We start from the raw sequence: 14,476 nt of genomic DNA on the forward strand, positions 1-14,476 counted from the left end.
TGACCTTCTGGTAGATCGCTCCGAACGCACTATTCTGCCGCATACCGCGCTGACCGAACCGGCCAGCGCCGGGCATCGGAAGATCAACGGGCAGAGCGTCTCACGGCCGCCGGCGGCCGGAACCTGTTGCGGTGCAGAACGTCCGCTACTGCCGATGACCGAGTATCCATTCGTCGGTCAGATGCGCAAGTATGGCGGGATGGCGAGCGACAACTTCATGCTGATCCACGATGCCGAGCTCCTTGCCCAGGGCGAACGGGTTCTCGGTGCCGAGTTCAAAGCGATGCACGAGCGGGTTGTGCAGGTCACGGAGTTGACCTCCCGTCTCAACATCCTGCCCTTCGACGACGAGACCGGAAAGGCAGCCCTGCTCGAACAGATCCTGGGCCGCCCTCTCCCCGCAGGAGTCACGATTTACCCGCCCTTCTACACCGACCATGGACTGCACCTGGACTTGGCCGAGCGCGTGTTCATCAATCAGGGGTGTACTTTCCTGGACTACGCCGGTATCCGGTTGGGCAGGGGCGTGATGATCGGCCCGAAGGCCACGTTCATCACCATGGGCCACCCGGTAGACCCGGAGGAACGGCGCCGATTCCTCACTGGTGCACCGATCGATGTGGCGGAGAACGTATGGATCGGTGCCGGGGCGATGATCCTGCCCGGGGTCAGCATCGGGCGTGACGCGGTGGTCGCCGCAGGTGCAGTCGTGGCCGATGACGTGCCAGCGAGGAGCTTGGTGGCTGGCCCCAAGGCCGCGGTGCGCCGAGATTGGTAGCGCGAGGCAGCAGCGGTTCCACTTTGCTGCTGAACGCCGCATACCGCGCTGACCGAACCGGCCAGCGCGAGGCGCCGGCGGTCGGAACCTGTTGCGGTGCAGAACGTCCGCTACTGCCGAGTTCAGGGTGTTCGCAGGAACGCAGACACGATCTCGGGTGCACCGATGAATTCCTGGCGGATCCGTCGTCGATACCTCTGGATACACCGACAGCGGTGGGTCGGAACAGAAGCAATCGATCCGGACAGTGATTCGGCGGGGCAAATGGGAGGCACAGTGAGCGGTACCAGAGTGTTGGTGGCGGGAGCGAGCATTGCAGGGCCCGCACTGGCCCACTGGTTGCACCGGCGGGGAGCCGTGGTGACCGTGGTGGAGCGGGCCGCCGAACTGCGTCCCGGTGGCCAGGCTGTGGACGCGCGTGGAGTGACCAAGGAAGTCATCCTGCGGATGGGGCTGGACCCGGCGGTACGCACGGCCTGCACCCAGACCATCGGCGCACACACCGTGGACGCGGATGGGAACGTGCTGGAGACCTTCCGCGTGGACGACGACGGCGGCGACGGATTCATCGCGGAGATCGAGATCCTGCGCGGTGACTTGTCGCAAGTGCTCTACGACGACACCCGTGACGATGTCGAATATATCTTCGGCGACCGGATCGCCGAGCTCTCCCAGGACACGGACGGGGTCGAGGTGGTCTTCGAGAGCGGTAGCCGGCGGCGTTTCGAGCTGGTGATCGGAGCCGACGGGCTGCATTCGGCGCTGCGCACAATGGTTTTCGGGCCGCACGAGCAGTTCGTCCGCCACCTCGGGCACGTGCTGGCCTTCTTCAGCGTGCCCAACAAGTTCGGGCTCGACAAATGGCTGATCGAATACCAGGAGTCTGGGCACTCGGCCGGGCTGCGGCCGATACAGGACGCCACCCGGGCGATGGCCATGTTCTCCTTCCCCGCGGCCGACGTCGATGTCGATTACCGCGATATCGAGGCCCAGAAGCGGCTGCTGCGTGATCGGATGGACGGCCTGGGCTGGTTGACCCCGCGCATCCTCGCGCATCTGGACGACACCCCGGACTTCTATCTCAACCAGGTCGCCCAGGTCGTGATGGATCGCTGGTCGCGTGGGCGGGTGGGACTGCTCGGCGACGCGGCGTTCAGCTCCTCCCCGATGTCGGGCCAGGGCACTGGGCTGGCCCTGGTCGGCGCCTACGTGCTGGCCGGCGAGCTGGCTGCTGCCGAGTGGAATCCACAGATCGGTTTCGCCCGCTACGAGGCGCGGATGCGCTCGTTCGTCGAGGCCAATCAGGAGATCGCCCAATTGAACGCCCGCAGCCGCGACATCCCCGGGTCCGATGCCGAGCCGGGCCCCGATTTCACCGGAGAGTGGTTCGCCGCGCTGGTCGAGCGCGCGATCAATGGGGTCGAACTGCCCGACTACGCGGGGCTGCCGGACTCCGGAGTCCTGGCCGAACCGCCGACCGCCTCGTCGGCCAAGCCGTAGGTGTCAGATAGCGTGTCGAACGGGACAACGCTTTAGGAGGACACCGTCGCGCTGCGTCCGCACATGCCGCATACCGCGCTGGCCGAACCGGCCAGCCCGGGGCATCGGAAGATCGACGGGCAGAGCGTCGTAGAGCCGGCGGCAGTGCTCGCTCATGCTGATGTGAGATGAGTTGTGGTACAGGCCATCCGGAATGTCATGAGGTATGCCTTAGCTTGGTGAAAGACGCCGCCTTATGTCACGTGGACGCCAGAATCGCACTTCTGGATTGGTCTGTGTCATGCTGCGGCTAGTTGGATCCGTCCAGCGGCTGCCGGCTGCCGGAACCTGTTGCGCTGCAGAACATCCGGTAATGCCGAGTTGAGGACCTTGACTTCGCTCGGCTGCCAGGAACACTGCCTCGAAAGGTCCACGGATCAAGGCCATCTCGGATCGCCGAACGTACTGTTCTCCCGATGAGAGCCTGTAGATGGTTTGCGAACGAGACTGTCACACCGGCACCGCACGACAGAGTTGATGCACCCGCACGATTCCCATGGCATAGGGCTAGCATCCGTGCGTGCAAGTCGATATCGCCGGAGCCGTCCGCATCGCCCGTCTCGCAGCAGATTTCGAGTGGACCTGGACGGTGGAGAACCTCAAGCGCTTCTACCGAGAGGCAGGCTGGCAATCTGAGTCAGATCAGGACCTTGGTGGGAAACTCCGTACCGGACTGATGGTGTCAGTACCGTGTGGGTACGCGGAGTACGCCCCCGACTTCTTTCGCGACTACGTTATCGACGAGGGGGAAGTCGAGTATCTACTGGCCCTTGTCACCGACATGGTGGAAGACACGTCGCGCGACGGCCACATCTGGCTGGTTGACGCCTTTGTCGAACTTGCGGATCAGCTCGCACTCGAGCTGGGAACTCCGTTGGGCCGCGTCACAGCCTCGAATCCGAGGATCGCGTGGATACTGCCGCGAGCGGTGTTGTTCTTGTCCGTTGATACCGAGGGTGCCTCGATTCGTTTGAAGATCGTCAATCTGGCCTATCAGGATTGGTTGGACGGGCTCGTCGACGATGAGGTTGGAGATCCGGACGAGTACGAAGAGGCACGAGCATCCGCTGCGGACGGCGACGACACGTTCCCTCACACCTGGCCGGCACTGGCGATGGCACTGGCGCTGTCGTTGTCACGGCTGCCGATCATGGGGGAACTCACCCTCATTGCGCCAACAGGCACAGGTGCGTGGTTCACGATGGGATCAGACGAGTTGACCTGTGACGTCGCGCCTACCGTCAATGATCGTGCGAAGGGCAAGGTCTCAGCTGCTGACCGAGAACGCTGGGCTCGATCAGGCTGGGCTCGGACTCCGATGAACGGCGGTATCGGCTGGGGCCGAACGATCGAGTGGCCTGCCCGCTATGGGGCGTACGAGGCCCTCGCCGATGCTGCGATTACCGCTCTCCGCGACGGACTCGGGGTGACTCACCCCAGCGTTCTCGAACTCTGCGTGAAGACACGGATAGCGGAGTCGGGTTCGATACCTAAGATCATCGCGGCATTCGACCACGAGTACTAGGTCTGGCATTCGGGTCCAGCTTCTGGACGTCCTATTCTGTCGCATTCCGCGCTGACCGAACCGGCCAGCGCGGGGCGCCGGCGGTCGGAACCCGCTGCGGCGCAGAACGTCCGATACTGCCGAGTTGAGTACATCCATTCGCTGACTACGCGATCACCTCGGGGCGGCTGAACGGCGGTCCGGTGCGTTTGATGCGACGATGTCCTGTGTGCCAGTTACTTCGGTGACCCTGCGTCACAAAGTGGATGACCTCGACGCTGCGATTCCGTTCTACGAACAGCTGACAGGCGAGGCGGCCAACTCATTCGAGTTCAGTGGGTTGCAGCTGGCCGCAGTCGGACCGTTTCTGCTGTTCAGTGGTCCCGAGGAGATCGCAACGCGCTTCGAGGGTGTCGCGGCGACCTTGGTTGTGGAGAACCTCCATCAGGTCGTTGCGGCAGCACGGAGTGCCGGTGCCAGCGAAATCGCTCCCCCACAGCCCACTCCGAACGGGCTCCGCGCGATTCTCCGCCATCCCGACGGTGCCGTCTTTGAGTACGTCGGCAGCGCTGAGACGCAGGCACGATAGGGCTGCAACCTGTCAGTGATTTCGGCAGTATCGATGACCGCGGTAAGCCATTGCGAACGTCCTATGCCGCGTGGCGCGCTGACCGAACCGGCCAGCGCCGGGCATCGGAAGATCAACTGGCCGTGCCGATCCGACGCCGGCGGAACGGCCGCAACTGCCGAGCTTGGTGCGTTGAGTGCCTAACGATGCATAGTCTGGGCAGAAGTGATGCGAACAGGAAGGCGCGGGGGAAATGACATGCATTTTGAGGAATTCCGAGCGGCCGGCGCGCTCACCTAGGACATCGCCGAGGACCTGGCAGCCGTAGCGAGCCGATACAGCTCCTATCTCACAATCAGCTGCCATGGACGTACGGTCCACGCTCTCATGTTGCCGGTGTGCTGGGACGTCCTACAGCTACGAGCCGGTGACCTCGTCGTGGTTACCGCCGAACGTGGCCACCGCCCGCCCGGTGACGAAGATCGCCACGCCCTGAAAGACTTCGTCGACAGCTTCCACCAATTCACGACACCTGCACGAACACTCGCCCTTCAATAGACCTCGAAGACACCAAGCTCCGAGCCGGACGCGCGGAGTATCGAGCCCGAATTCCCACTCCAACGTTCCTAGCCGAGCCACTAGTGTTCCGCGCCTGAAATCCGTTGGCTAATTATAGGATTCGGCAGTGGTGAGGACTGGTAGGCCAAGGTCGGGTCCGGATTTGGTGGTGACCGAGGCTCAGCGTCGGGAGTTGGCGCGGGGCGCGCGGGCGGCGACGTCGACGCAGGCGTATGCGCTGCGGTGCCGGATCGTGCTGGCCTGCGCCGAGCCGGGTGCGTTCAATACCCATGTGGCGGCCGAGGTGGGCGTGTCGGCGATGACGGTGCGTAAGTGGCGGGGCCGTTTCATCGAGTACGGGTTGGCAGGCCTGGCCGATGAACCGAGACCCGGTCGGCCGCCGTCGATCCTGCTGGATCAGGTTCAGCAGGTGGTGGAGATGACCCTGGAACAGGTCCCCTCTGATGCCACGCACTGGTCGCGGTCGTCGATGGCCGAGCGGACGGGGCTGTCGAAATCGACGGTGGGGCGGATCTGGCGGCGGTTCGAGCTGAAACCACATCTCACTGACGGGTTCAAGATCTCCACCGACCCGTTGTTCATCGAGAAGGTCGTGGATGTTGTTGGCCTGTACCACAATCCGCCCGAACGGGCGGTCGTGCTGTGTGTGGACGAGAAGTCACAGATTCAAGCTCTGGACCGGTCGCAGCCGGTCCTGCCGATGATGCCGGGCATGCCCGAGCGCCGCACCCACGACTACGCCCGCCACGGCACCACCAGCCTGTTCGCCGCGTTCAACATCGCCGACGGCACCGTGATCGGCGAACTGCACCGCCGCCACCGCGCGACCGAGTTCAAGAAATTCCTGACCAGCATCGACAAGGCCGTGCCCGCCGAACTGGACGTACACGTGGTGTGCGACAACTACGCCACCCACAAGACCCCGCAGGTCCAGCAATGGCTCGCCGCCCACCCACGGTTCCACGTGCACTTCACCCCGACCGGATCGTCGTGGCTCAACCAGGTCGAACGCTGGTTCGCCTTCCTCACCCAACAACTCCTGCGCCGCGGCGTCCACAAAAGCGTTGCGGCACTGGAGAAAGACGTCCGCAACTGGGTCGACCAGTGGAACACCAACCCTCGCCCGTTCGTCTGGCGCAAGACAGCCGAGGAGATCCTCGACTCCCTCGCACGATATCTGCAACGAATTTCAGGCGCGGAACACTAGTTGGATCCGTCCAGCGGCTGCCGTCGGCCGGAACCTGTTGCGCTGCAGATCATCCGGAAATGTTGAGTTGAGGGCGTTGGCCAGATCAGCTGCAGCTGCTCGAAGACTCCATCGCCAGAGTCTTCGGCCTGGCCTCCCTGATCCTGCTGTTCGGGCCGGTCTCCGGCGCGCACTTCACCCCGCTGTTTCCTGACTGATTGACTCGCCGGACGACGCGGCAGACCACCCTGACCGGAGTCTGGACTGTGGCCCACGTTGGCGGCGCGGTCGCTGGAGCCGTGCTGGCCAATATCATGTTCAACCAGGCCACGTGGAGCTCTCCAACGATCAGTACTCGAAATCCTCGACTTGCATGGGCGATCCCGGCCGTCGTACCGCCCGATGTGTGGGCGCAACCACGTCATACCGAGTGGGGGACAGCGCTTTCTCCGAGCCTCCACTGAGGACTCAAGTGCCACGCTCGCCGGTTCAGGCGACGAACGCCAACCCGTAGAACACCCAGCTGGTCACCGCCGTGAGGGTCATGCCGATCGCCGCGATCGGCGCCCACCGGCGGTGCCAGGTGCTGTGCGCACCCGGACGCGGGGGTGAATCGAAGTTGCGCGCCGCCCGGATGATCACCACGGGCCAGAGCACCACCGAGAACACGGCGAAAGTCAGGTGGATGACGAGCGCGGTCCAGACCGCGGTGGATGCCGTGCCGCCGACGACGCCGGCGGCACGGTCCTGCCACCCGTTGAAGCGCACATCCATTTCGAACAGAACCACCGCGGCGAGCAGGCCGACCGCGAGCAGGATCTGAATTCCCTTGTGCAGACCGAACTTTCGATTCACCTTGGCCTGATAGACGCTCCACGCCAAGACTGCGACCACGACCGCCATCACTAGCACCATGGTGTCCATCGCCCACGACGCCCTCGTGCCGAGGAAGCCGTCGACTCCGGGGAAGTCATTCATTGTCGGTGCCTTCATCTCTCTGCGGAGAGCTTTTTCCCGACGATGTGTCGGGAAGATCCGCGGATCGAGACTCTAGCAGCGCCTCGAGCCACCCATGAATCGGGAACAGGGGCCTGGGGCACCCGTTCGAGCGTGGTCGCGCTCACCCCCTGGGGTTCGGCGGTGTCACCGAGGCGGCCCTGCGCTATCTGAATTGCGGTGACCGGTCCGGACAGTCGATGGACTCGTTGGCCCCGGACCAGTTGATGGGCCGGCTCACCGATTGCCAGCGATGAGGGCCTGTACGTCAAAGGCCCTGTTCAGAGCTCAACTCACGTTCTGAAGCCGAATAACCTCTGTACGCGACTCGGCGATCCAACCGCCGCCGGCACCGCCTCGAGACCGCCCCTCCGGCCGCATCGCCTGGCTGGCTCTAGCGAACTCAAGTGCGCGCTCATGCCGAGTTCCGGTTATGCGCGGGTCGCGGAAACGCCCGAATCAAGCTGTACACGACCCTGATCGAGCGCAGCAGCCGTTCGGTCGCGAACAGCGATCAACTGTGGCGACCTCCTCTGCTCGTCGAGTCGTTCGGCGTGTTTGCGGTGAGAACAGCGAGTAGATCCGCGGCGCTGTCGGCCAGAAGTTGGGTGTGGTCGGCATTTTCGTCGGACATCCAGCGTCGGCCGGTCTGGCGGAGGATGGCCATGCCCGCGTCGGTGGCCAGCCGTGCGGTCCGGGGCTCGACACCGCGGTCCTCCAGGGCGGACGTCAGGGCTTGCGAGAGGGTGGCGAGTTTGATCAGTTCGCGTTCCAGCAGAGGCGCATTGGCGGCGATGACCGCAGATCGCTCCCGCAGGAATTCGCGGGGGCGGATCACCTCGGGCGCCTTGCCGAACGCGGCCATCAGCATGGTCAACGGATCCGAGCCCTCGGGAGCCGCCTCGATGGCGGCGACGAAGCACTGCTCGAGTTCCTCACCGCCGAACAGCACCTCGCGCTTGTCAGGGAACCAGCGGTAGAAGGACCGTTCGGTGAGGCCCGCGCGCTTGGCGATCTGCGCGACCGTCGTACGGTCGTAACCCTGTTCGGCGAACAGGTCCAGTGCCGCTCGCTCCAGGCGAGCGCGCGTATTGCCTTCCCATCGTGCCATGCCCCCAGCATAGTGACAGCAGATGCTGTCGTCAGCTACCGTTAGTGACGACAGCATCTGCTGTCACTAGTCAGGAGACTTCATGCGCACCCTTCGCTTCCACGAACACGGTTCACCCCTCGACGTCGTGCGGCTCGACGAGGTCGAGATTCCCACGCCGGGTCCGGGCCAGATCCGGATCGCTGTCCAGGCCTGCGGGTTGAACCCCGCCGACTGGGCGCTGTGCACCGGCCTGTTCGCAGGCACCCTCCCCCGCGGTATCGGACTCGAGGTGTCCGGCATCGTCGATGCGATCGGCTCCGGCGTGACCGGCGTCGAGGTCGGCGACCCGGTTCTCGGCCCGGCACCGTTCCGGGGGGCGACAGCCGGCGCGTCCGACAACGCGGTTCTGGACCGATGGTTCCCACGTCCACCGGGCCTCGGGCCGGTTGCCGCCGCCGCGCTGCCGATGGCGGTCGAGACTGCTCACCACGGCCTGGCCGGTCTCGGCGTCCCCGAATCGGCCAACGGCATCACCGTATTCGTCAACGGCGCGGGAACCACCGTCGGATATGCCGCGGTGCAGATGGCGTTGCAGCGGGGCGCCCGGGTCATCGCCTCCGCAGGCAAGACCTATGCCGATGCGTTGCGCGCATTGGGCGCCCAGGTCACCGTCTACGGCGAGGGCATGGCCAACCGGGTCCTGGAGCTGACCGGTGGCCACGTCGACCTCGCCCTGGATACCGCGCCGGTGAGCAACTGCCTGCCCGAGGTCGTCCGAACCGTCTGCAAACCAGCAGACGTGCTGACCGTCAGCGACTTCGCCGCAGCCCACGAACTCGGCGCGCGAACCCAGTTCAGCGAGAACGCTATCCACGACCCCGGCCAGGTGCTGGGCAACTACGCCAGGTTGGCCGCTGACGGCAAGTTCACGGTGCCGGTCGCCCACACCTTCCCATTGGAGGACTGGCGCACAGCCGCGGAACTGAGCCTGTCCGGCCGGGCCGGCGGCAAACTGATCCTCCGGCTGGCATGACCACGAGGCTCGCGGCCACCTCCATCCAACGTGAAACCATTCCGCGACAACCACACTGAGCGCAGACGGAGACGATCACGCAATCTGGCCCACATCCGGTAATGCCGCGACCCGCGCTGACCTAACCGGCCAGGGCGGCATCTCGGAAGATCAACGACCCCTGGGTCTTTGACGTCGGTGGGACGCAGGCTACTGCCGGATGCGTTCCGGGCTGGCCCGCCGCTACCAGCTCTCGCACGAATGTACGGCCAGGACCTGCGCTCTCTTATGTCAGCGGTGGAGTGCGGTGCTCGCCATGGCGAGCGGCGTCGCGGGCCATCGCCTTGCGGTGCTCATCACGGAATCGTTTGCCGATCAACACCACGAAGACCACCGCGATCGCCACCGCGCCAACCGCACCGCTATGGGTTACGGCGCCGACCGCTCCTCCCATCACTACCAAACCCACGGCCGTCAGAAACCACCTCACCGGAATCGATCTGAATCCCCCTCCACACCTTCAGATTTCGTTGCCGAGGGATCCTAACCGGCTCGGAAGATCAAAGCTCGAGCGACTCCCGGCCGTCGGCAATGCTCGCTGCCAAATGGCGCGTGTCCATCAGTGCACGGGAATCAGTCGCCTACCTAGATCGCGGTTGACGTCGGTTCCGCTTGTGTGGAGAAGGTTCGTGCCTGCCCTACTCTCCACGGGTGCCAAAGATCAGGTTAAGCAACACGTCCGACAAGTTGCTTCAGGTTTGGATGGAGCCGATCCCCGAGGACTACTGGATGTGTCCCGGGGATGTGTTCACGATCGCCTACGACGACAGCGACTATTCGGAGTCTGTGATCGGCGACGCGCACTTTGACGTGTCGTGGCACGACGAGGGTGTCACAGTTTGGCTAGGCACGTGCGCTTTTCCCGATGTCTACGACCAGTCGGGCGCCAGACTTGAATGTGGTCACCAGCGCCCGAAGCCGGCATGAACCCGCGCTGTGGTGGGCAGGACCGATGACACACGTGCCTTGAATGTCCGCTTCTGGCTTCCCGCGCGGTCCCGAAGCGGCCAGCGGGAGACTGCCGAAGAGCAACGGGCCGAGCGCCTCACGGCAGTCAGCAGTCCTCGCCCATGCCGAATGCAGGGCGTTGTCGGGTAGCAGCTGACTTGGCTCAGCCCCTAGCCGAGGTGTGCCGAGGATCTTGGAACGCGCAGGATCACGAGAGGTCGGGGACCGGTGTCGATCAACGTCTATCCACACGCAGTGCTCATCGAAAAGACCTGCGGCACTTGCACACCCGCGATGAGGCCGAGCGCACCCACATGGCCTCGGCCACCTGACATCTCAACCAGCGCTCATGTCCATGGCAGCCTCGGGCGGTCTCGCCGTCATCCGGAATCAAGCTCTGCTCGGCAATCCCCGCCCGGCCGGTAGCTCCCACATCGACTGCCGCAGCGGCGCAAGGTCTTCGCAAGCGCGGTGAGAGATGTGGCGTGCACGATAGGTCCATGTGGACAACAACCGACAGCGTCGTCTCGGCCGACGGCACCCGCATCGTCTTCCATACGCTCGGCGACGGGCCGCCGCTGGTGATCCTGCACGGCGCGCTGGTCACCACGGAGATGTACCAGCCGCTGGCCGAGCTGCTCGCCACCGACTACCGAGTGGTACTGGTCGGTCGACGGGACTATGCGCCGAGCGGAAACGGCACGCGGCCAAGCATTTTCGCCCGGCAGGTGGAGGACCTCACTGCCGTGCTCGAACGCCAGGACGGCCCGAGCTTCGTTTTCGGACACTCCGCCGGCGGCCTGGTCACCCTGGAGGCACTCGCCGCAGGCATTCCGAACATCCGGCGGTTCGCACTGTACGAGGCACCCCTGGCGTTCGCGGGTGGCCCGCTGCGACCGACACTGGACCGAGCCCGCGAGCTCGTCGCCGACCACCCCGCCGACGCGGTCTTCGAATTTTTCAAGGCCATCATCGATCCGCCGGCTCCGGATAGCGTCCTGCGTGCGATGGGAGCCGCCATGGCCGCCCGCGCGCCCGGGATGATCGCCGACCTCGAATGCCTCGCCGCGATGGATCCGGACCTGAACCGCTGGTCCGCCGTGACCACACCGGCCCTGCTGCTGGCGGGCTCCGCCAGCGATCGGTATGGGCTGGAAAGCATGGAGAAACTCGATGCGGCCCTGCCGGATTCACGGTTTACGTTGCTGGCCGGGCTGACCCACAATCCCGACGATTTCGCACCGGTCGCGGCCGCCTTGAGCGAATTTTTCCGCTAGCCGCTCACCGGGGTTCCGGGCTGGGAAGGTCGTCTCGACTGCCGCGGATTATTGCCATCATCATGCGGAGTTCACTGTGTTCGCGAACGCTCGTGCGGAGTAGCGATGACCGGATCGAGGTAGATGCCGAGGGCGTGATCGGCCGCTGTCATCGTCGCTTCGAGCAGGAGCGCAGCGTTCGCCACGGTCGTTCGCAGGGAGTTGCCTACTGATTCGCCGCAGTTCGGAGTCTGGCGATCCGTCGACACGTGAAGGTTCAAAGGGCGTCGGTGCTGCTCGACCGAATGCCGACTACGGCACCGGAGGCGCGGAGGGGGCGCGCCAAGAGTTCTATTTCCACGAGGGTCCCTCGAAGCCCGCGCAGGGGTTCGGCGGCCATGGACCGCGCTTGCGACAGCGACTGCGGTCGGACTTGGCGAAGGACACGCATTACCGATGCCGGCGTGGCGCTCCCGGCGCGGAGTTCGAGAACGCTCGGACCGTTGGCCGCCAGGATCGCCGCTCGAACACTCGCCGGCGGCGGTTCGAAACCGCACTCATACCATTCGGTTTCGCACCTTCGGCATGTCCCGTGCAGATCCCACTGATGTTTGCCACCCGTCAGGGCTTCGACGACAGTAGCCTCGGCCGGCGATCCACACTTGATGCAATCCGTCACGTACGGTGCAGATTCGACCACGGTGTCCATGAGCCGAACCTAGACCGGGAACCGATCTACACCAACCATCCGGAAATGCCGCGACCCGCGCGGTTCGAAGCGGCCGACACGGACCTGCGGAAAGTCAACGGGCAGAGTGCCTCACGATCGTCAGCGGTGCGCGCTCACGCCGAATGTCGCGTATTTCGAGGGCCATTGATCGGTTGTCGGTCAGTCTGTGAGCAGGATGGTGAGCAGGGTGCGGAGTTGGTGTTGTTGCTCGGTGGTCAGCCGGGCCAGCGGTTGGCTGGCGAAGGGCATGCGGGCTTGTAGGTCCTCGGCGACGCGTTTGCCCTGATCGGTCGCCGCGACCAGGCGTACTCGACGGTCGTTCGGATTCTCCCGGCGCTCGATCAGGCCGCGGGTCTGCAATTTGTCGACGAGGGCGGTGACATTCGACGGCTCGGCGTGCAGATGTTCGGCGATCCGCCGGGTCACGACCGGTTCCTGCGCTGCCAGCAGCGCTTTGGCCTGCATGGGCGTCAACCCATGGGCGCCGGCCGCTGCCTCCGCCTCGGTGGCGTAGCGGCGATTGATCGCCGCGAACAGCCCCACCACCTCGGCCGTCAGTTTCCGCTGCTCCTGCTCGCTCGACATGCCCTCCACTATAGCGATACCCCATCATAATTATGATGTATTATGGTTATGGTTCATAACCGATAGCCAGGAGGAAACCCATGAGCCCGTCCATCGACCGGAAAACCGTCCTGATCACCGGCACCTCGACCGGCATCGGACTGCACACGGCCATCCACGCCGCCCGCTCCGGCTGGCAAGTCATCGCCACCATGCGCGACACCGCCCGCTCGACCGCACTCGTCGAGCTCGCTCGTGACAACGGCGTCGCCGACCACGTCGAGGTCCGACAGCTCGACGTCACCGATCCGGCCTCCGTCCACCGTTGCGTCTCCGGCGTCGTCGACAACCACGGCCACCTCGACGCGCTGATCAACAACGCGGGCGCCGGCCACCTGGGCACCCTCGAACTGGAAGACATCGGCGAGATCCGCGCCGTCATGGAGGTCAACTTCTTCGGCGTCCTCGAAGTCACCCGCGCCGCGCTCCCGCAACTGCGCGCCGCACACGGACGAGTACTCACCGTCAGCAGTGTCGGCGGGGTCATCGGACAGCCGTTCAACGAGGCATACTGTGCCGCAAAGTTCGCCGTCGAGGGCTTCATGGAAGCGTTGGCGCCGGTAGCCGCGCAGTCCGGCGTCGCGGTCAGCGTCATCGAACCCGGTGCCGTCGCAAGCGAATTCGTCGCCAACGTCGGCGGACGCGAAATGCTGGCCACGAATGCGACCGGACCGTACGCTTCGGCGCTGGCCGCCTACCGCAAGCGCACCGAGGGCGCCTTCGCCAACGCACAATCTCCCGAATCCGCCGCCCAGGCCATCGTCGAAGCACTCGACGCCACCGACCTCCCGTTCCGAGTCCAGACCTCCGACACCGCCCGAAACTTCGTCGCCGTCAAACTCGCCGACCTCGACGGCGCGAAAGTGCAGGACATGACCGGCAATTGGATCGGGTGAACTACCCAACCGCAACCAGGCGCGTCGTACCCGGATACAGGCGAGCGAATCATCAATTCATCGCGCCGCCCACACCTACGCATCCTCCTCGTGCTGGTCACCCTTTTCGGACGGGCATCTGCTGAACACACCCAGCTGCGCTTCTCGCGCGGCTCGAAGCGACCCGCGCGGGGCAGGCGAAAGTCCAACTGGCCCTGCCGATCCGAGGCGGCGGAATATCCGCAATTGCCGACTATCGGACCGTCTGCCTGGATGTTGTCGGCTATGCCGAAGGCGATCGCGCGCCGATGCAAGGTCCTGCCGTCGGCACGCCTTGTTCTGATCCGGGGCTGGGAAGAGCCAGGATGGCGTACTGTCGAGGCCACGAGGCCGTAGAGGTCTTCCAAACAAAGGACGTACCAGTTGTCCGACAAATCTCCGCGTAGCAAGATGTCCAAGGCTCAGGGGAAATCCCTGAAGGAAAAACGAGCGGAGAAGAAGGCCAAGTCGGCCACCCCGCAATCGGGTGTCGAGGCCTTGGAGAACAGGGGCAAGAAGCGCAAGTAGACGTACGGTCTCCTACGCCGAGGCTTGGCTCGGATGGAGGTCGAGTTCGGGTGGGCTGGATCGCTTGCGCTTCCGTCTACTCTGTCCAATCGAGCCGTGGGTCATAGTCGGCCCATCCTCAGCGCGGTCTACGGCCCGAAATGATCTCGGGCCGTACCTGC

Annotated in this window: 14 protein-coding genes; 10 read left to right on the forward strand and 4 right to left on the reverse strand. The window is 64.6% G+C overall.

Going from position 1 to position 14,476, the window contains the following annotated elements; all coding sequences use genetic code 11:
- The 5 genes from ACFXIV_RS36435 to ACFXIV_RS36455 form a co-directional block, all read left to right on the forward strand.
- On the forward strand, positions 1-778 hold a 778-nt coding region (locus ACFXIV_RS36435), incomplete at its 5' end, for a DapH/DapD/GlmU-related protein (protein WP_379400984.1).
- 276 nt (positions 779-1,054) lie between these two features.
- Positions 1,055-2,278: an FAD-dependent monooxygenase gene (locus tag ACFXIV_RS36440; RefSeq protein WP_379400985.1), complete on the forward strand. Its 1,224-nt coding sequence runs from the start codon at positions 1,055-1,057 to the stop codon at positions 2,276-2,278.
- A 559-nt stretch (positions 2,279-2,837) separates the two neighbouring features.
- A complete protein-coding gene (locus tag ACFXIV_RS36445) occupies positions 2,838-3,842 on the forward strand; it encodes a DUF6301 family protein (RefSeq protein ID WP_379400986.1) in 1,005 nt (334 codons plus the stop codon).
- Between the two features lie 223 nt (positions 3,843-4,065).
- Entirely contained in the window at positions 4,066-4,410 is a 345-nt protein-coding gene (locus ACFXIV_RS36450; RefSeq protein ID WP_379400987.1) for a VOC family protein, read from the forward strand.
- A gap of 664 nt (positions 4,411-5,074) precedes the next feature.
- On the forward strand, positions 5,075-6,175 hold the full coding sequence (locus tag ACFXIV_RS36455) for an IS630 family transposase (protein ID WP_379400988.1): 1,101 nt from the start codon (positions 5,075-5,077) through the stop codon (positions 6,173-6,175).
- Positions 6,176-6,643: 468 nt separating this feature from the next.
- Here ACFXIV_RS36455 and ACFXIV_RS36460 read toward each other — a convergent pair whose 3' ends face one another.
- Both ACFXIV_RS36460 and ACFXIV_RS36465 read right to left on the reverse strand, forming a co-directional pair.
- On the reverse strand, positions 6,644-7,132 hold the full coding sequence (locus ACFXIV_RS36460; RefSeq protein WP_379400989.1) for a DUF420 domain-containing protein: 489 nt from the start codon (positions 7,130-7,132) through the stop codon (positions 6,644-6,646).
- A gap of 532 nt (positions 7,133-7,664) precedes the next feature.
- Entirely contained in the window at positions 7,665-8,261 is a 597-nt protein-coding gene (locus tag ACFXIV_RS36465) for a TetR/AcrR family transcriptional regulator (protein ID WP_379400990.1), read from the reverse strand.
- A gap of 82 nt (positions 8,262-8,343) precedes the next feature.
- Here ACFXIV_RS36465 and ACFXIV_RS36470 point away from each other — a divergent pair, with 82 nt between their 5' ends.
- Positions 8,344-9,276 carry an NADP-dependent oxidoreductase gene (locus ACFXIV_RS36470; RefSeq protein ID WP_379400991.1) on the forward strand — a complete coding sequence of 311 codons (933 nt, stop codon included), beginning with the start codon at positions 8,344-8,346 and terminating at the stop codon, positions 9,274-9,276.
- A 265-nt stretch (positions 9,277-9,541) separates the two neighbouring features.
- On the opposite strand, the gene ACFXIV_RS36475 is transcribed toward ACFXIV_RS36470, so the two are convergent.
- Complete coding sequence (locus tag ACFXIV_RS36475) at positions 9,542-9,724, reverse strand: hypothetical protein (protein ID WP_379421388.1); 183 nt, start codon at positions 9,722-9,724, stop codon at positions 9,542-9,544.
- A 242-nt stretch (positions 9,725-9,966) separates the two neighbouring features.
- Here ACFXIV_RS36475 and ACFXIV_RS36480 point away from each other — a divergent pair, with 242 nt between their 5' ends.
- Together ACFXIV_RS36480 and ACFXIV_RS36485 are read left to right on the forward strand one after the other, a co-directional pair.
- Positions 9,967-10,242, forward strand: a complete 276-nt coding sequence (locus ACFXIV_RS36480) for a hypothetical protein (protein WP_379400992.1) — start codon at positions 9,967-9,969, stop codon at positions 10,240-10,242.
- Positions 10,243-10,763: 521 nt separating this feature from the next.
- A complete protein-coding gene (locus ACFXIV_RS36485) occupies positions 10,764-11,540 on the forward strand; it encodes an alpha/beta fold hydrolase (RefSeq protein WP_379400993.1) in 777 nt (258 codons plus the stop codon).
- An 868-nt stretch (positions 11,541-12,408) separates the two neighbouring features.
- On the opposite strand, the gene ACFXIV_RS36490 is transcribed toward ACFXIV_RS36485, so the two are convergent.
- A complete protein-coding gene (locus ACFXIV_RS36490; protein WP_379400994.1) occupies positions 12,409-12,834 on the reverse strand; it encodes a MarR family winged helix-turn-helix transcriptional regulator in 426 nt (141 codons plus the stop codon).
- A gap of 80 nt (positions 12,835-12,914) precedes the next feature.
- Here ACFXIV_RS36490 and ACFXIV_RS36495 point away from each other — a divergent pair, with 80 nt between their 5' ends.
- Positions 12,915-13,769, forward strand: coding sequence for an SDR family oxidoreductase (locus ACFXIV_RS36495; RefSeq protein WP_379400995.1), 855 nt, complete (start codon positions 12,915-12,917; stop codon positions 13,767-13,769).
- Between the two features lie 402 nt (positions 13,770-14,171).
- Positions 14,172-14,315 carry a hypothetical protein gene (locus ACFXIV_RS36500; protein ID WP_379391326.1) on the forward strand — a complete coding sequence of 48 codons (144 nt, stop codon included), beginning with the start codon at positions 14,172-14,174 and terminating at the stop codon, positions 14,313-14,315.
- Positions 14,316-14,476 lie beyond the last annotated feature (161 nt).

This window comes from Nocardia sp. NPDC059236 (assembly GCF_042754085.1).
GTDB lineage: Bacteria > Actinomycetota > Actinomycetes > Mycobacteriales > Mycobacteriaceae > Nocardia.